Origin of the sequence: Fluviicola taffensis DSM 16823, from assembly GCF_943372375.1 — a bacterium.
GTDB classification, from domain to species: domain Bacteria; phylum Bacteroidota; class Bacteroidia; order Flavobacteriales_D; family Crocinitomicaceae; genus Fluviicola; species Fluviicola taffensis_A.
The window spans coordinates 737,331-755,440 of sequence record NZ_CALRYJ010000001.1 but is presented as its reverse complement, the minus strand read 5'-3'; the positions used below and the strand labels follow the sequence as shown (position 1 = coordinate 755,440).

16 protein-coding genes are annotated in these 18,110 nt (G+C 41.6%); 9 read left to right on the top strand and 7 right to left on the bottom strand.

The window, feature by feature from the left end; translation table 11 throughout:
• Nucleotides 1–29 precede the first annotated feature (29 nt).
• The 3 genes from AAG807_RS03180 to AAG807_RS03170 form a co-directional block, all read right to left on the bottom strand.
• Nucleotides 30–1,034: a glycosyltransferase family 9 protein gene (locus AAG807_RS03180; RefSeq protein ID WP_341900715.1), complete on the bottom strand. Its 1,005-nt coding sequence runs from the start codon at nucleotides 1,032–1,034 to the stop codon at nucleotides 30–32.
• 247 nt (nucleotides 1,035–1,281) lie between these two features.
• The gene (locus AAG807_RS03175; protein ID WP_341900714.1) at nucleotides 1,282–1,944 is read right to left on the bottom strand and encodes a hypothetical protein; all 663 of its coding nucleotides are present in this window, start codon (nucleotides 1,942–1,944) and stop codon (nucleotides 1,282–1,284) included.
• Nucleotides 1,945–2,060: 116 nt separating this feature from the next.
• Nucleotides 2,061–2,744, bottom strand: coding sequence for a hypothetical protein (locus AAG807_RS03170; RefSeq protein ID WP_341900712.1), 684 nt, complete (start codon nucleotides 2,742–2,744; stop codon nucleotides 2,061–2,063).
• Between the two features lie 89 nt (nucleotides 2,745–2,833).
• Here AAG807_RS03170 and AAG807_RS03165 point away from each other — a divergent pair, with 89 nt between their 5' ends.
• The gene (locus AAG807_RS03165; RefSeq protein ID WP_341900711.1) at nucleotides 2,834–3,949 is read left to right on the top strand and encodes a DNA polymerase III subunit delta'; all 1,116 of its coding nucleotides are present in this window, start codon (nucleotides 2,834–2,836) and stop codon (nucleotides 3,947–3,949) included.
• A gap of 8 nt (nucleotides 3,950–3,957) precedes the next feature.
• Here the strand turns inward: AAG807_RS03165 and AAG807_RS03160 are convergent, their stop codons facing one another.
• A complete protein-coding gene (locus tag AAG807_RS03160; RefSeq protein WP_341900710.1) occupies nucleotides 3,958–4,476 on the bottom strand; it encodes a hypothetical protein in 519 nt (172 codons plus the stop codon).
• 343 nt (nucleotides 4,477–4,819) lie between these two features.
• On the opposite strand from AAG807_RS03160, the gene ricT reads away from it, so the two are divergent.
• The 8 genes from ricT to AAG807_RS03120 all read left to right on the top strand — a co-directional run bounded on the left by ricT (nucleotide 4,820) and on the right by AAG807_RS03120 (nucleotide 14,031).
• Entirely contained in the window at nucleotides 4,820–6,217 is a 1,398-nt protein-coding gene (ricT, locus tag AAG807_RS03155) for a regulatory iron-sulfur-containing complex subunit RicT (protein ID WP_341900708.1), read from the top strand.
• A complete protein-coding gene (locus tag AAG807_RS03150; protein WP_341900706.1) occupies nucleotides 6,198–6,671 on the top strand; it encodes a gliding motility lipoprotein GldH in 474 nt (157 codons plus the stop codon). The genes ricT and AAG807_RS03150 overlap by 20 nt, the downstream gene beginning before the upstream one ends.
• A 4-nt stretch (nucleotides 6,672–6,675) precedes the next feature.
• Nucleotides 6,676–7,110 carry a dUTP diphosphatase gene (gene dut / locus AAG807_RS03145; RefSeq protein WP_341900705.1) on the top strand — a complete coding sequence of 145 codons (435 nt, stop codon included), beginning with the start codon at nucleotides 6,676–6,678 and terminating at the stop codon, nucleotides 7,108–7,110.
• An 8-nt stretch (nucleotides 7,111–7,118) separates the two neighbouring features.
• On the top strand, nucleotides 7,119–8,126 hold the full coding sequence (locus tag AAG807_RS03140) for a sugar phosphate nucleotidyltransferase (RefSeq protein ID WP_341900703.1): 1,008 nt from the start codon (nucleotides 7,119–7,121) through the stop codon (nucleotides 8,124–8,126).
• On the top strand, nucleotides 8,126–9,832 hold the full coding sequence (locus AAG807_RS03135; RefSeq protein WP_341900702.1) for a tetratricopeptide repeat protein: 1,707 nt from the start codon (nucleotides 8,126–8,128) through the stop codon (nucleotides 9,830–9,832). The genes AAG807_RS03140 and AAG807_RS03135 overlap by 1 nt, the downstream gene beginning before the upstream one ends.
• The gene (locus tag AAG807_RS03130) at nucleotides 9,813–10,700 is read left to right on the top strand and encodes a DUF4292 domain-containing protein (protein ID WP_341900700.1); all 888 of its coding nucleotides are present in this window, start codon (nucleotides 9,813–9,815) and stop codon (nucleotides 10,698–10,700) included. The genes AAG807_RS03135 and AAG807_RS03130 overlap by 20 nt, the downstream gene beginning before the upstream one ends.
• Nucleotides 10,675–11,982, top strand: a complete 1,308-nt coding sequence (locus AAG807_RS03125; RefSeq protein ID WP_341900699.1) for a peptidoglycan DD-metalloendopeptidase family protein — start codon at nucleotides 10,675–10,677, stop codon at nucleotides 11,980–11,982. The genes AAG807_RS03130 and AAG807_RS03125 overlap by 26 nt, the downstream gene beginning before the upstream one ends.
• 207 nt (nucleotides 11,983–12,189) lie before the next feature.
• Entirely contained in the window at nucleotides 12,190–14,031 is a 1,842-nt protein-coding gene (locus AAG807_RS03120) for a T9SS type A sorting domain-containing protein (protein WP_341900697.1), read from the top strand.
• Between the two features lie 81 nt (nucleotides 14,032–14,112).
• On the opposite strand, the gene AAG807_RS03115 is transcribed toward AAG807_RS03120, so the two are convergent.
• From AAG807_RS03115 to AAG807_RS03105, 3 genes are all read right to left on the bottom strand, one after another.
• A complete protein-coding gene (locus tag AAG807_RS03115) occupies nucleotides 14,113–14,967 on the bottom strand; it encodes a SpoIIE family protein phosphatase (protein ID WP_341900695.1) in 855 nt (284 codons plus the stop codon).
• Between the two features lie 247 nt (nucleotides 14,968–15,214).
• Nucleotides 15,215–16,099, bottom strand: coding sequence for a M28 family peptidase (locus AAG807_RS03110; RefSeq protein ID WP_341900693.1), 885 nt, complete (start codon nucleotides 16,097–16,099; stop codon nucleotides 15,215–15,217).
• A gap of 53 nt (nucleotides 16,100–16,152) precedes the next feature.
• Complete coding sequence (locus AAG807_RS03105; RefSeq protein WP_341900691.1) at nucleotides 16,153–18,090, bottom strand: hypothetical protein; 1,938 nt, start codon at nucleotides 18,088–18,090, stop codon at nucleotides 16,153–16,155.
• Between the last annotated feature and the right edge of the window lie 20 nt (nucleotides 18,091–18,110).

Below are 18,110 nucleotides of genomic sequence, written 5' to 3'. Positions count from 1 at the left end.
AGGAATTTAAAGGAAATTACAGAATTTAGCTATACTTCTCCAAAGGGGGAATTGAAACCTTTCAGTAAATCTGATTTTATCTTCTCAGAATCCTGCAAATGCATACACTTGAAGTGTTTTTTCGGGCATTCCTTGTAACCGATCTTCGAACACGGTCGACAGCTCAGTCCTTCCACTTCATGGATCGTATAGAGTGACTTGTTTTGAGGAGCATAGGTGTACATCCCGAAATCCGGAACCGTATTTCCCCAAACGCTCACAATCGGCGTTTCGAAACAACTGGCAATGTGCATCAAACCCGTATCGCCCGTGAGCAATTTTTCACAATGCTTGGTCATGAAAGCGGATTGTCTCAAAGTCAGTTTTCCGCACAAATCCAAAACACGTTGGTTGGGAAGCTGTTGGATCAGTTCCGCAGCGCGCTCCGAATCCATTGGTCCACCCAGTAAAACAACCGGCATCTGAACTCCTTCCAGAATTTTCGCCATCAGGGAAACAGGCATCTGCTTGGTAGCAAATTGTGCTCCCATGGCTACAGCAATAAATTTCTTCGAAACAAGCGCAATCGAATCCAGCGAAACAATATCGGAATCGACCAGGAAAAAATCACAGGGCTTTTGGTCATTTTTTACTCCCAGCTCTTTCACTGCTTCAAAATAGCGGTCCACCACATGCACTTTCGGCATGCGATTGATCTTGAAAGTCGTAAGCAGCAACTTGGAGAAATTCTTCTTCGGAAAAGCGAATGATCGCACTTTCAAAGCACGTTTCAGACGCAGGGTTCGCACGTTGTTGTGCAAATCAATCACAACATCATAGTGCTCGTTTTTCAAGAAATCCACTACCTCATCCACCGATTTCTCAATGGTGATAATCCGGTCGATGTATGGATTCTGGTCGAGAACCGATTGAAAAGCCTTCTTGGTGATAAAATGAATCTCGGAATGTGCTAATTGTTGTTTGAGGCAACGCACCACGGGAGTCGTCAGGACAACATCTCCAATGGAACTAAAGCGGACAACCAAAATTTTCATGGAGCCAAAGGTATAAAAAAGAAAATGTCCGGGGATGAGGGATGTGTTTTTACCATGAAGCGCACTAGGAATACGAGTTTATTTTGGTGATTAATGACGTGCATGATTTTATTTTCTTCGTGAGTATTATAGTTAATATAAATCCGGGGATTTCGGAAGATCACAACACACAACATCGATTTATTATAAAACAAAAAAAGTCGCCAATCCTTAGACTGGCGACTCGTTATAAATTTTGTTTTCCGGATTACTTAATCTTCTTCAACAACTCTTGTACTTCACCAAGCTTTGTTGTTTGTGTGCCGATTTCCCCTTCTTTCTTTTGGGTAGCAGCCTCATCATCCTTGATTTTTTGCTCTGCTTCGGTAATTTTTTTCTTGTAGTCTTCGATGTCTTTTTTCGAATCCTCGATATCTTTCAACAAGTCTTCCTTCTCACCGGTTAATTTCTTCAGGGTTTTTGTTTCCAATTCGATCATTCCGTTCACGCTTTCCTTTGCTGCTGACTGACCAAATTTCTTCGCGCGGCTTTCGATTTCTCTATGTTGATCTTTGTGTTCGTGGTGATTCAAATAAGCTCCACCCAAATCAACTGCAAAAGCTACTTTGATTTCAGATCCGTTCTCAATGATTTTCGCATAACCATCAAAGTACTTTTCGCCCATCGCCTTCATCTTCGCTTCTTTCGCTGTATACTCACCTTTTGAACTATTGTATTTTCCACCCCAGTCTTTCATTTCGGATTTCAATTCTTTTTCTACAACGTCTTTATTTGCGTAAGGAATCGTCACTACAATGGCATCAAAAGATCCGTGTGAAAAACTGACTTTCTCATTAGAGGTTTTTACTTCTTGCCCAACTGCCCAAGTAGTTAGTAGCATGGTAGCGATGAAAAGTGTTAATTGTTTCATGTTGTTTTAGTTATTGTGTATTTACTATCAATACACAGCTTACCCGTTGTTTTCATAAGAAGCTGTGCTTATTTATCTAAATTAATACTTTATTCCATCGAAAGCAGAACTTTCAATTACTTGATTTTTTTTGCGGTTTTCTTTCTTTCGGAAAGTTGCTGATTTTGAGTTCTTATCTCTTCTTGTTTTGCACTTAACGCTGTTTTTTTTGTTTCAATATCTTTTTCAGCCTGCTTAATTTTCTTCTGATAATTTTCGATGTCTCTATTGGAGCCTTCTATGCTTTTTTCAAGCCTCTTTTCTTCTTTCTCCAAAGATCTCAATACTTTTTTATCCGAATCAACATCTGCACCGATACTTACGGTTGCTGTTTTTGCACTGAAATTCTGCGCTCTTTCACGAATTGCCTTATATTCCACAGGATCTTCCGTACTCGTCATATATCTGCCACCAAGGTCTATCACAAATGCTACTTTAGTCTCACCTGCAGTCTCAATGATTTTTGCATATCCGTCAAAATGGTTTTCCCCGAAGATTTTCAGTTGTCCCTGAACAACTTTGTACTCATCACCTGTAATAACCAATTTCCCACCCCAACTTTTCAATTCGGATTTTAATTGCTTTTCAATGGTTTCCCTGTTTGCAAACGGAATAGTCGTAACCACAGCATCATGGAATCCTCCGGAGAACTGAATCGATTCATCACTCATCACAACTTCTTGTCCCCAAAAAGAACCCGGGAAAACGGCAACAAATCCTACTAACAAAAGAACGGATTTAAAAACATGGTTTTTTCTCATACCTAAAAGGTAGTTCGTTTGCAGTGCTTTCCAATTTTTTTTGTCCGCATTTTATCTTTAATTGTGAGTTTAAGCTTTAACTTTACAACGTGCAATTCAATTCAATTCCGGGACAAGAAGAGATAAAAGCTCATTTGATCGAAGAGGTCAATGGAGGAAAGATCAGTCATGCTCAATTGTTTGCCGGGAAATCCGGACATGCCACACTGCCCATGGCTTTGGCGTTTGTCCAATACATTTTCTGCGAGAACAAGCAGGAAAAAGATAGCTGTGGAACCTGTCCTTCCTGCAAAAAAGTATCCGATCTGCAGCACCCGGATCTGCACTTTTCATTTCCAACGGTTCAAACCATTTCCAAAACAACCAATCCGCTTTTAGCACTTTGGAGAACACAAATTCAGGAACAACCCATTTTTGATTTGTACCATTGGACGAAACGAATGGACGACAAGGAACGGAAGCCCATTATCGGGACGGAGGAAAGTTTGGAAATCGTGAAAAAGCTTTCGTTGAAATCATACGAAGGCGGTTACAAAGTGATGCTGATCTGGATGGCAGAAGAAATGAATGCCACTTGCGCCAATAAACTCTTGAAAATACTGGAAGAACCACCGGCAAAAACCTTGTTCCTGCTGGTAACGGACAGCCCGGATAAATTACTCACCACCATTCTTTCCAGAACACAGATTTTGCGCATTCCTTCCTATCCGATGGATGTGATCCAACAGGTGGTGGAAAGAAGCGGGATCGGTCGTCAATTGGCGGAAAGCATTTCTGCCAGAAGCAATGGAAACCTGATCGATGCGCAGCAGATTATGGGAGATCAATCCGAAGCAAACCTCTTCCGGGAATTGTTCATCCAGTTGATGCGGGTCTGCTTCAAGAAAGATGTGAATGCGATGCTGGATTGGACAGAAGCCGTTTCGGCGCTTTCCCGTGAAGGACAAAAACAGTTTGTTCAATATGCCTTGCACATGGTTCGCCAAAGTTTGCTGAAGAACTACACACAAGACATGCTGACACGCGTTTCACAGGAAGAAGCAGCTTTTCTGGCGAATTTTGCCAAATTCATTTCAAATAACAATGCACTGGATTTCATGGAAATCTTCAACGATGCGCACTATCACCTGGATCGGAATGCATTTGGGAAATTGCTTTTCACCCAACTCTGCTTTCAAGTCATGCGCTTTATTCACAGAGCTTAGTTTTTCCGTTATTTAATGACGGTATAATTGTGTTTTGCTGAGAATTTCTTTTGGACTTTGTCCACTTTTCCGATCTCGATCTCATAGTTCTTATCGATGTTTTCAGCTGAAGTCTGAACCTCATCCACCATTGCTTCTTGCTCTTCAATTGATGCCTTTTCGTACTTCTCAATCAGTTTCAGCAATTTTTTGATCTCCTTCTCACCGTTGTTCTTCATGAACTGGGTATAAGCCAATGCCTGCATGGTTAGAGAGCTATCGCCTTCATACGGCTGAATTCCTTTAAAGTCCATCGCTGTTTGATCACACAAGCCAACCAATGAATCACATTTTTTCATGCAGACATCGATTCCGTTATCGGTTGCCAACGCAAGAATGTATGCCGAATCCAACGCATTGATATGGTCTACAATGAAGTCATTGTACTTGACAACATCGTCAAAAGATTTTCTGCTGTCATTGTTAAAATTACAAGCCGTCACAAGCAATAATGCAGATACAGCTGAAAAAATAAATCCGAATTTCATACGTAGATCGTTTTTTAAAATGTTCTCGAAAATAACCATTTAATTGCGAATTACGAATGTCTTCTCGATAGTTAAAGAGACACTAATCGAGTTTTGCTTCGCCTCCAAAATGAACGTAGAAACCAAACCCAGGCTTTTCTTTTACCACAAATACCTTTAGGTTTAAAAGAGTAAAATAAGTGTTTGGTATCTTAGTGAGGTAAAGTTTACTCCTTATATGGGAATCAAAGGCTCCTTGTCTAAAATTGGATTTCACTATTCACAATCCGCTGTTGCATAAGTCGGATTAAAAATGCAAAACCCAACTGTTAATTTTCGTATTTTTACATCAAATTCAAAAACTATGGGATGTTCCTCGTGTAGTAGCGGTGGTGGTACACCTCGCGGCTGTAAAAATAATGGGACCTGTAGTTCTGGTGGATGTAACAAACTAGGTGTATTCGATTGGTTGGCAAATATGCAACTTCCGGCTGGTCAGACACCTTATGATATACTTGAAATTCGCTTTAAAAATAGTCGCAAGACATTTTACAGAAATGCGAAGAACCTTTCACTCCAGGTGGGTGATGTGGTAGCAGTTGAAGCAAGTCCCGGTTATGACATCGGGGTTGTTTCTGTACTAGGTGAGTTAGCCAGAATTCAGGTCAAAAAGAAATCTCCGGGTTTAAAACCAATGGAGACCAAGAAGATTTTGCGTATCGCAAATCAGGATGATATCGATAAGTGGGTACAAGCCCGCGCACTGGAATCGGAAGTGATGTTCCAAGCCCGTACTTTAGCAGTAAATATCGGTTTGGAAATGAAAATCTCCGATGTGGAATACCAGGGAGATTTGACAAAAGCTACGTTTTATTATACCGCCGAAGGGCGTGTGGATTTCCGTCAGTTGATCAAAGATATGGCGGATCAATTCAAGATTCGTATTGAAATGCGTCAAATCGGATCAAGACAAGAAGCTCAGCGATTGGGCGGAATCGGTTCATGTGGTAGGGAATTGTGCTGTTCAACCTGGTTGACAGACTTCCGTTCTGTTTCCACCTCTGCAGCTCGTTACCAGCAATTATCCCTGAATCCGCAAAAATTAGCGGGTCAGTGCGGTAAATTGAAATGTTGTCTGAACTACGAATTGGATATGTACCTGGATGCGATCAAGTCGTTCCCAAGTACGGACGTCAAATTGCAAACCGAAAAAGGAACCGCTTTCCATATCAAGACCGACGTTTTCAAACGCCAGTTGTGGTACATGTATGAAGGTGAAGCTTCCATCGGTGTGGGATTGGTTGCACTTACTCCCGAACGTGCCGCAGACATTATCAAGATCAATAAGACAGGTAAAAAACCGGCAGATCTGAAAGATTTCGATACACATGTTCAGATTGCGCGCAAAGAACCGGATTACGACAATGTGGTTGGTCAGGATTCCTTGAACCGTTTCGACAATACGTTCAGTAAGAACAAGAAACGCAAGAAGAAAAAACCAAACGGTCCGCGTATGGAAGGAGAAGGTGCGAATACCGCTCCGAAATCTGTTCAGAGACCCGATAGACCGCAAGGAAATAAGCCGCAGCAAGATAAAGCGCAACAGAACCGACCTCAGCAAAACAGACCACAGCAGCCAAAACCTGCTGAAGGAGGGGAAGGAAATGCGCCACAAGCTCAGGCAAATCCGAATAAGAAGAAAAATAATCGTCGTAGACCACCACGTAAAAATACCGGAGGAAATGAAGGCACTGAAAAATAGTTGGATCTTGGTTTTATTGGTTTTTCTCTACTCATGTGGAGACACACCGCTTTATAACAAATCGTATTCTTTCAAGAACAACTCTTGGGAACAGGATGTAAAGCCCGTGTTTAAAGTCAGTATTCCGGATACCACTTCTTTCTATACCATTCAAATTACACTTCGCACAACGACTGATTATGCCTACAACAATCTGTGGTTTTTCATTCATTCCAAAACACCCTTAGGTCAGGTTGGAAGAGAGCCGGTTGAAATTAAAATCGCCAATCCGGATGGATCCTGGATCGGTGAAACTTCCGGAACGATTGTAGAGAACACCGTCTATTTCAAGCACCGGAAATTTCCTCAAAAAGGAGATTACCTCTTTACTTTCGAGCAAGGTATCACGGAGCAAAGTGCACGAAATGTCATGGATATCAGTTATGTAGTCACCAAAGATCCGGAACAGAAATAAGGCTATGGAAATCAAAGTCATCAATAAATCAAACAATGAGTTGCCACAGTATGCAACTGCAGATTCAGCCGGGTTGGATATCCGAGCTTTTTTGAGTGAATCAGTGACACTGAAACCCTTGGAGCGCAGATTGATCCCAACTGGTTTGTACCTGGAAATTCCAAGCGGTTTTGAAGTTCAAATCAGACCCAGAAGCGGATTCGCTTTCAAGCAAGGTGTAACCGTTTTGAATTCACCCGGAACCATTGATGCTGACTACCGTGGCGAAATTGGCGTGTTATTGATTAACCTGTCCAATGAAGACGTACTCATCGAAAGTGGTGAACGCGTAGCACAAATGGTTGTAGCACCTTTTGTACAAGCACAATTAAAACAAACAGATGAACTTTCGGAAACGAGCCGTGGAGACGGAGGTTTCGGAAGTACAGGAAAAAATTAAATCATACTATGAAAGTTATCGTTCCAATGGCGGGGCGTGGTAGCCGATTAAGACCACATACTTTAACAGTTCCCAAACCACTTGTGCCAGTTGGTGGAAAACCGATTGTCCATCGTTTGGTGGAGGACATTGCCGCCATGTGCAGCGAACCGATTGATGAGATCGGATTTGTGATTGGCGATTTCGGTCCTGAAATTGAAGCAGAATTAATCAAAGTTGCTGAAAAATTAGGGGCAAAAGGAAGTATTTTCTATCAGGATAAACCACTCGGAACTGCTCATGCGGTTTTATGTGCTGAAAAATTATTGGAAGGACCGGTTGTTGTAGCTTTCGCGGATACTTTATTCCGTGCAAACTTCAAAATTGATCCGGAAGCAGATGGAATCCTGTGGGTGAAACAAATTGAAGACCCAAGTAACTTCGGTGTGGTCAAATTGAACGACAAAGGCGAGATCATCGATTTCGTTGAAAAACCGAGAGAATTCGTTTCGGATTTGGCCATGATCGGGATTTATTATTTCAAGGATGGAATTGCTTTGAGAGATGAATTAAACTTTTTGGTGGAAAATGGCATCATAAAGAGCGGCGAATACCAACTTCCTGATGCATTGCGCAGATTGACGGAAAAAGGGAAGCGCTTTAAACCCGGAGAAGTGGAAGAATGGCTTGATTGCGGAAATAAAGAAGTGACTGTTATCACGAACCAACGCGTGTTGGAATACGATCAGGAAAAGGGTCTTGACCTGGTGGATGATTCTGCGAAAGTTCTGAATTCCATCATCATTCCTCCTTGTTACATCGGGAAAGATGTCATTCTTGAAAACTCCGTTGTTGGTCCGCATGTTTCCCTTGGAAAAGGTTCCATGGTAACCAATTCGATTATCAAGAACAGCATCCTGCAACAGTATTCGATTATCATCGATGCGAATTTGAAAGACTCTATGTTGGGTTCACATTCAAAATATAAAGGTTTGGCTCGGGATTTGAGCTTAAGCGATTACTCAATAATTAGCTGATGAGACATTTCCTTTACTTCTTTACCCTGGCATTGGTTATCACTTCTTGTGGAACTAAAAAAGTGACTGCTGATAAAACAAATTCGAAATACGATCTTGCATACATTCAGACCTTTCACCATGCCATGCGGTATAAAGTAACAGGACAAACAGCGAATGCGATACAGGCTTTCGATTCCTGTCTGATGATCCGGCCAACGGATGATGCGGCAGCTTTCGGCTTAAGCCAATGTTATCTGCAGCTGGACAATAAAACTAAGGCCGCTGAATACACGGAATTGGCAACAAAATTGGATCCCAACAATATCTGGTACACGCAGGAATTGGGGTATATGTATTACAACCAGGGAAAGTTTGTCGAATCTGAAAAGTGCTTTCAAAAAATGGTCAAGGCGCAGCCGAATAACGTGGATTGGTTATTTGCACATGCAGATCTTTTGAAACGTTTAGGTCGCCAGAATGATGCAATCAATTCCATTAATAAAATGGAAGACCAATTGGGTGTTCTACCCGACCTGTCCATCCAGAAATTTGAATTATATGTTTCATTGAAGCAGGATGAAAAAGGGATTCAGGAGATTCAAAAGGCTCGTGAGGTTTATCCGGATGATCTGGGTCTGATCGGAACCTTGGTAGATTATTATTTTTCGAAGCGGGAAATTGCGAAAGCACAATCCATGTTGGTTGAACTGGTGAAAAATGATCCGACCAATGCACGTGCAAATTTGGCATTGGGTGATTTGTATTACCGCCAAATGAACAAAGCGGAAGCTTACAGGTATTTTAAAGCTGCTTATCAAGGAACTGATATCGATATCGACACGAAGATGTCCATTTTGTTGGAGATGTACGAAAAACAGGTGCTGGTTGATAAGGAACTGATCGAACTCGCTGATTTGTTGATCCAGAATTATCCGAATGATGCAAAGGGTTACTCCGTAAAGGGTGATTTCTTACTTCGGAATAATGACAAGGAGGGTGCCTTGGAAGCCTACAAAAAAGCTTTGACCTTTGAAGAGAATAAATATCCCATTTGGAACCAGGTACTGATTTTGGAATACGAGTTAATGAAATTTGAAGACTTGTATAAGGATGCCCGTGCATGCAGTGCTTTGTTTCCAACAATCACTGAAGTCCAGTTGCTGTATACCATTGCTTGTGTTCAGCTGGATCATTTCCAGGAAGCAATTGATGCGGCAGACATGGGAAAAGAATTGGTGGTCAATGATCCATCAACGGAGTCTGAATTTTATGCCCAAAAAGGTGATGCCTTATTCGGGTTGAAGAAATACACCGAAGGTGCAGAGTCCTATGATAAGGCATTAAGCATCTACCCTTCCAATCTGTTGACCAAAAATAACTACGCGATGCGTCTGGCATTGGCAAACATGGATCTGCCCAAAGCTGAAAAGCTGATCAATGAAGTGAATGAGATCAAACCAAGTCAGGCTCCATATCTGGATACAAAAGGATTGGTTCTGTTCAGACAAGGCAAATACAAACAGGCATTGGAAGAATTTACAAAAGCGGACGAACTGGACAAGGAAAATAAAAATTATACTGAGCACTTGGGTGATGCCTTCTTTAAGTTGGGAGATACCGCCAAAGCACTCGAATTATGGAAAAAAGCGCTTACCCTTGGATCAAAGAACAAATTACTTACTAAAAAAATTCAATCAAAAACGTATGTCGATCCGGAATATTAAATGGTTTGGACTTGCTTTGTTGGTGGTTCTGGGATCTTGCGCAAGAAGACCTGTTGCTGAAAAACCAATCAAACTTGAAAAACGAAAAACAAGCGAGTTGATCTTTGTAATGGATAGCCTTTCTGCGATTCGTCCGAATTCGTTTTACACAAAAATCAAATGTCACTTTTCTGATACCAATCGAAGAATCAGTTTCAAAACATCCATTCGTTCCATCAAAGACAGTATCATTAATCCGATCATTACTTATGCCGGAATTCCGATTGTGAATTCGATCATCCGCCGGGATTCGTTGTTTATATCAAACCGGAAAGACAAGTGTGCCATCCGCACAAACATGGGTTATATCAAAGAATCATTTGGCGTGGACTTCGATTACCGGAATATTGAGGAATTATTGCTCGGTTTACCGGTTGCTTATGATACGACACAAAAATACTTCCAGATCAACGATCCGTACAATTACATCATTTCTTCTCACCGCAAACGTATCATCAAAAAGGAAAATAAAAACAAGCACGATAAGGATGGAATCAATTTGCATCCGCGCCGGAATGGAATTGACAACAACAATGAGGAGGAAGGTGAAGACAACGTGATGATTCGTTATTTCATACATCCTTCATTGAAAAGCATCAGTCGTTTGGTCATTGACAGTCCGGATGATACAACCCATATTTCTGTGGATTACATTGATAGAGATACGGTTGGCACATACCTGCTTCCAAAAGAAGTGATCATTGATATTGTAACGGCACGGAATCATATCGTTCTAACAATGGATTATGATAAGACAGAAATAAACACTCCTCAGGAAATTTACTTTGTAATACCGGAAGAATATGGTGACTGCAGTTCTGAAAAATAGTTTGTTTTTAGTGCTATTAATTAGCACTGGTTCGGTTTGGTCGCAAAAGAAAAGTGATCAGCTTCAGGCTGAACAGAACAAATTGGAGAAGAAACTTTCCACAACGAAATCCTTATTGGATAAAGTGAAAAAAGGAACTGAATCTTCTTTGAATGAATTGAAGTTAATTGAAAATCAAGTGAAAAACCGGGAATTACTTGTCCGGAATTTCGACAATCAGATCCGCAGTGCAGAATTGACCATCTCTTCGAAAGGAGTCCAAATCAAAGAACTTCAGAAGCGCTTGGTACTTTTGAAGGAACAATATCGGAAACTCCTTATTTACGCTTACAAACACCGCAATAAATCTGCGAAGATGATGTATATCTTTTCCTCTTCCAACTATTTCGAAGCGGTGAAAAGAACTTCCTATCTGAAACGGCTTTCAGAAATTCAACAAAAACAATTCAAGGTCATCCTTCAGAATGAAAAGACGATTCATAAAGAAATCAGTACGATAAAACAGGAAAAGGATCACAAGAAAGAATTGCTGGAGGAAAAGATCGTTGAGAAACAACAAATCGAAAAAGACAAAACCAACAAACAGCTGGCACTTGAAAAATTGCGCAAGGATGAGAATTCTTTGATGGCGGAATTGAAAGAACAGGAACGTCAAAAAGCGGAACTTAAACGCCGGATCAAACTCGCTATCGAGAAGGAAATTGCAGACGCGGAAGCAAAAGCAAAAAAAGAAGCAGAGAAAAAAGCATCTTTAGCATCGAAAAGCTCAACGAGCACCTCAACAAACAAAACCACCACCACAACTGCTCCTGCAAAAGAGGTTTCCTTCACGGATACCAAGGAGAATATTGCAATGGGTAAGAACTTCGAATCCAATCGCGGAAAATTGCCTTGGCCGGTTGCAAAGGGTTCCATTACCGAAAATTACGGTAAGAATGCCCATCCGACTTTGCCAAATGTCTACACCAATAACAACGGAGTTGATATCGGGGCTCCTAAAAATGCACAAGTCCGTGCTGTTTTTGACGGAGAAGTAACCAGTGTTCTGAATATTCCCGGAGCAGGAAAAGTGGTCATCATCAAACACGGGGCTTACCGGACGGTTTACAGTAACTTACAGGAAGCGTATGTTTCAGTTGGTGATAAAGTGGGTTCCAAACAATCCATCGGGTCACTGCTTGCAGATGAAGAGGGAAATCTTTCCACTTCGCATTTTGAGATTCACCAGGTAGTGGAAGGAACGGTGCAGCGCATCAATCCAACACTGTGGCTGGCGCAATAAAAAATTGATTCGTCAATTCATCCCCTATCTGATTGACTTTGTTAAGGGTCAACCCTTTAACTTTCATTCTCAATGCGCGCGCAGTAACCCGGGTATCCATTTGGTTCATTTAACGACTTTTATGACACATTTAATCAACTTTTGAAGTAATTTTACGCTTCGCGTAAGAGATCACTATTCCATTAAATTATATTGATAATAGTGTATATGTACAACTTTCTATCCTTAACTTTCCTAAGTGCTTTATTGGCATTCTCCTCGCTCGGGCAAACCGGTCCGGCAGGTGTTGGGACTTCAGCAACCAATGTGTTGTGGTTAAAAGCGGATGCAGGAACCAGTACTTCGACAAACGGCTCTCCCGTTGCTTCCTGGAATGACCAATCAGGAAATGGTGTCATACTAAATCAAGGTACAACCGCACAACAACCGCAATTCGTCAGTTCACTCATGAACGGATTTCCGGCATTGGAATTCGACAACAACAGCTCTTCCGGTCAAAATGATTATTTGATCACTCCCGATAATCCCATTTTTGATAATACCAACGGATACAGTTTCTTCACGGTAACTCGCATGAAGGGATTTGGAGATGCACAATCAATTATTAGCAAACGCAATAACGTAGGAAATGAGGAAGCTTTCATGCTTTTCTATTATACCGGAAACAAATTGTTTGTCGATATTGACAACGACAACAACCGCTTTTCAAACAGTGCAGTAAGTGCAATCAATACGAACAAGATCTATGATTTCTTTTACGACGGAACTTTACTGCCTCCACAACGTTCTACCATCTTTGATCAGGAAGTGTTGCAGACAACCAGTGTGGAAAGTAGCTCAACCATTCCGGATAAAAACTCCCCACTAATTGTAGGTGCAACACACTCCGGAGACCCAAGAGCATTCAACGGGTATATTTCGGAAATAATTATGTACCGCACCAAACTGAACGATGCACAACGAGCCATTATCAATAACCATTTGTCTGCCAAATATGACATTGCCCTGAGTTCCAATGACTGGTACGTGGGCGACAATCCATCAAATGGAAACTACGACCGCAACGTGGCAGGAATCGGAATGGACGCAGCGGGTACTTCAAACCCTCAATTCAATCCATCGACTTGTGCAGGAATCGGAATTCAAACGGTTTCCGGTTTGGATAATCTGGACTATATTCTTGTAGGACATGCATCCCCTGCTAACAGCGAAGCCACAACCGATATTGCCGGAATAACAGGAACCAATGCTTCTCGCTGGCAGCGCATTTGGTATATCGATGTTACCAATACCGGCGCTGCAAACATTGTGAATCTGACATTCGATATGAGTGATGGCGGAATGGCCGGTGTGAATTTGGGTGCTCTTTCAAATTACATCTTGGTTTATCGATCCGCACAAACAGGATCTTGGACGGAAATTGCCACAGCAAACGCCATTGTCGGAGACCAAATTTCATTTGCAAACCAAAGCTTGACTTCGGATGGTTATTACACACTTGCTAGCAAAGATTTTACGATGAGTCCACTTCCGGTAGAGTTGGTTTATTTCGACGCCACTTTAACCAATGGTCAGGTTGCTTTAGCTTGGGAAACAGCAAGTGAATTCAATAGTAGTTATTTCGATGTGTTGCGATCTGACAACGGTGAAAACTGGTCAAGCATCGGTACTGTTCCAGCTCAAGGAAACTCTCAGATCACGCTTGATTATTCATTGATAGACGAGTCTCCTTTATCCGGTGTTTCTTACTATCAGTTAAAAGAGGTCGATTTGAATGGGTCTTTTCATTTATCTGACATTGAATCCATCAACAATAGCCGCAAGGTCAATCAAGTGAAGATCTACCCCAATCCTACTGATAAAGGTTTGGTTACTGTTGTTTCCGATGAGCCAATCACCACCCTTTTTGTTTACAATGCTCTTGGAGAAACTGTTTTCGAAGTCAGAATCGACTCGGATGATACCTACTTATTAGACACGCAGTCTTTCGAATCCGGCATGTATTGGATCAATCTGAATGGTGAGAAATACAAACTGATTGTTCGATAGAAATGATCAATTATAAACGATTTAATTATCAAGGGGGCTTCGACTCCGCTCAGCCACCCTTAGTAATTTATATCGGCTCATTCATATTTTGATCCCAACGACGCAAATATCATCCACTTGTTCTTGTTTCCCTTTCCAGTTATTATAGTGAAAGAGCAGTTCAGCACGTTGTTCCCACTGCTCAAAATCACGGATGGAAGTCAACAAATTCCGGAATCGTTGACGGTTAAATTTTTTCACGTTCTCTCCTCCAAATTGGTCCGTGTATCCATCTGAAAACAGGTAAAACTGATCTCCTTCCTGCAAACCAAAGTGAATGGTTTCAAACTCCTTCGTTTCTTTTGAAGCGTGCCCGATGGAATCCTTTCCTTTTTTGAATTCGACCAATTCACCATCTCTTACCAGAATCATGGGTCTTCCGGCACCGCAAAACGATCCTTTCATCTGAGACAGGTTGAACTTACAGAAAACCAAATCCATTCCATCGCGGGTGGTTCCCTCGGTTAAATGCTCATTGAACAGACTTGTCAGTTCGATATCCAATAACTCCACAATCTTTGCGGGATCTGATAATCCTTCCAATCGAATAATTTGTCTCAACAAAGCGTTCCCTGCAATGTTCACCATGGCTCCAGGAACACCATGTCCGGTACAATCGCCCACCGCGAAATAGATATCATCATGATGTTGGAAAATCCAATAAAAATCGCCGCTAACAATGTCTTTTGGCTGAAAAATGACAAAGGCATCTGAAAACACATTTTGAAAAATTCGCTCATTCGGCAAAATACTTCTCTGCAAACTTCCGGCATAGCGCATGCTTTCATGCAAGGTGTGAGCCTGTTGTTCTAAATAAGCAATTCGATTGGCAAGTTCTTCGGAAACCAACTTAGTTTCTGATAACTGAACTTGCTCTTCCAAAACGAGCGTGTTCATGGTGTAAAAAATAAAATTGAAAAACGGATTGTTTGTTGAATGATTTTCGGAGGATCAACAACCTCCCTTACGAATTCAGAACCTACAAATAGGAATCATAAATCGCATGCGCAAAATGAAACGGCGCGTAAAAATTCGATATGTCGAAGTGAAATTCACGAAACAAAACTAATCAATTTTTCAATTAATCTAGTTTTTGAATGGATTAATTCCTTCCTTCAGGTACTTCTTTCCTTCTATAAACCCTTTATTTTATAGGCAATGAATTCTGAAAAGGTTGTTCTTCAAGCACGATTTCAAAATATCGGAGGATTTGATATAACCCTTCATAATGAATATATAACGCATCATCCGAAATTTTGTGATAATCCGAGTGCATCCCTGTAGAAAAGGTAGCACATGGAATTGTTCTATCCAGAAAATGTTTGGTGTCGAGTATTTCCACTTTCTTTCGATCTTGATAAACAGGATGAATAAAAGAGGTTTCTTCAAAAAGCGAGTCTGCTTGTTGGTTACAGGAAATATACAAGTTATGATTTTGTTCATCCAATCGACCAATCATGTCCCAATTCAAAACACCGACTAAGGTTCCGTACTTGGTATCTAAATGTTTTGAGAGGTATTCCGATCCGAAAATTCCTATTTCATGCGCCGTATACGCAACGAATAATAGATTGAACGGCAATTTCTTTTTAGCAAAATACCGTTGCAGTTCGATCAGTACCGCGACACCTGCAGCGTTGTCGTCTGCACCATTATGAACTTCTGTTTTTCCGGGAGATTTGGAAAGCGCACCTCCCAAACCAATATGATCGATATGGGCTCCAATCACTACCGTAAAAGGAGATTTATTCGAAATGAAAGATCCAACCATTTGACAATGCAGGGTAGAATCTTTGGAAACAGTAAAATCCCAGAATTGATTTTTGGACCTGCGATTTACCAAAAACTGGCTGACAACATAGCGATTAGCCATGCGTTCCTCTTCTGATCCGGATGCTCTTCCTTTCAGGCTATCTGATGCCAAAAACAATACATGAGACTTCAACCTGTTATAAACAATGGAATCCATTTGCCCGTAAGCAAACGAAATCCCTAATAAGGAGACGAGTATCAACCGGTTTTTTATCATACAAAAAGAGGGAAGCTGAATGCCTCCCTCAAAAATAGATTATTATTTCAATTTTATTTCGTTGACGGACGTTTCGTAGTCGTCAAGTGAGCAGGGATTTTTCCGAAACGGATAGTTTGTCCATCCCACCAAATTCCATCAGATGTTGTTTCCAGGTTGGAGTCTGAAACAAGCACCTGTTGGATACTGCGATCAAATCCTGAAGCACTTACGATACGGGTTGCTTCTTCCATGCGGTTGTCGATACGGTTCCCAACAGAAATCCAAGAGATATTTACAGTGCTGTTACCGTTATTCATTTCTTTAATTCTGAATCCGTTTTTATCTACAGAAGCAATGTATACACCATTACAATCTCCATTCGGAGTAACTGTAACAACCGGCTTATCTCCAAGCAAAGCCTTATAGTTTTCATCAAAAGCAATATAAGCTTCTCCGTTTACTAATTCAGCTGTACCGTTGTTATAGATTTTCGCATCTACAGATGTCACAGCATAAACGGGTGTAGAAGCCTCACCTGTTTTCACCAATTCGATGTTTTTACCGGTAGTATATGTGTTTCCGGAGTTATACGAGGCGAAAAGCTCCCCTGAGTTCAACTGACCTGCAATTTCTCCTTTGGAGATTGTACCGATCATACTTCCGAAGAATCCACCACCGATACCGATTGCTTCCGTTGAAGGCAGGTAACCTGTTCCTGAACCCATTGCATTGGATCCGTAAACTCCGTAAGTTACTGTACTAGCCGCTTTGTAACCAAGGCTACCCCAGTAGTTTCCGTAAATTTCACCACCGACCACACCACCGGTACGAGAGAAATCATTGTAGTTCCATCCACCAACACCAAAGGAATAATCATCTCCCCAGAAAGACATCCCTGTAACACCGGTGTTAGAACCGTTTTGTCCGTAAGATGCCCCTACGTTCTGGCTGTTACGGTCACGGTATCCGTAGATAGTTGACTGTCCGTCACCGGTTGCAGTAACTTGCTGACGGTATACGAAAAACTGGGAATTTGCCTGTATCGGGTAATTAAGGGATGCAGATGTTCCGTTGTCCTGAATCATCGAGTTTACAAGGGTTCCTGAAGCAGTCCATTTTGTATGGTAATTATTGTTTCCTGAACCGGTAATTCCCGGAAAGGCAACTGCTGAAATATCCCCGTTGTTATCTGTAGTAAGGTAACGGGTACCCGAACCGGCAGCTGAAGCCAAATTAAGGTTGTTAGTGACTGTTTTACCCGTAACGTTCAATGTGGATGTTGCATCGTTCCAAGTAAGATTGGCAGATGCTCCTGCTGCTCCGGCATTATTGAAAATAATTTGCGTGTCTGCTCCTGCAACTGGTCCTGCTGGTCCTGCTGGTCCTGTTAAACCAGTTGGTCCTTGAGGTCCCATTGGTCCCGTTGCTCCATCTAATCCATCAACGCCCGCAGGTCCTTGTGGTCCCATTGGTCCGGTTGCTCCATCTAGTCCATCAACGCCCGCAGGTCCTTGTGGCCCCATTGGTCCGGTTGCTCCATCTAGTCCATCATTCCCAGCAGGTCCTTGTGGTCCTGTTGCTCCAATTGGACCTTGAGGACCAGCAACTCCAGCATTCTCTGCATACAATGCATACGGTACACTTAATAACTCGGATGTTCCGGCAATTGTATAGTTTGTTCCTCCGGTAATATCTGTTTCTGTTTTTACAAAGTAAGTTCCTGTTGACCAGTCTATCGTTGAAAAAGTACCGGATACCACAGTACCTCCACCGATTTTAACTGTTGCCAAACCATTTGAATTCGTAGTCGCTGTGTGCGTTTCTACATAAACAGATGTTCCGGTTGCAGATCCCTGCAAAATGCTTACACGCATTCCGATGGGAGAACTCACAACTAAGTTATTTGAACTATTTCTTACTACCGCTTGGTAAGTCATTTTTTGAGGAGCTTGAGCAAATGTTGCACCTGCTAATAATAATGCTCCAACTAAGAAGTATAATTTTTTCATGATTACTTAAACTTTAAAGG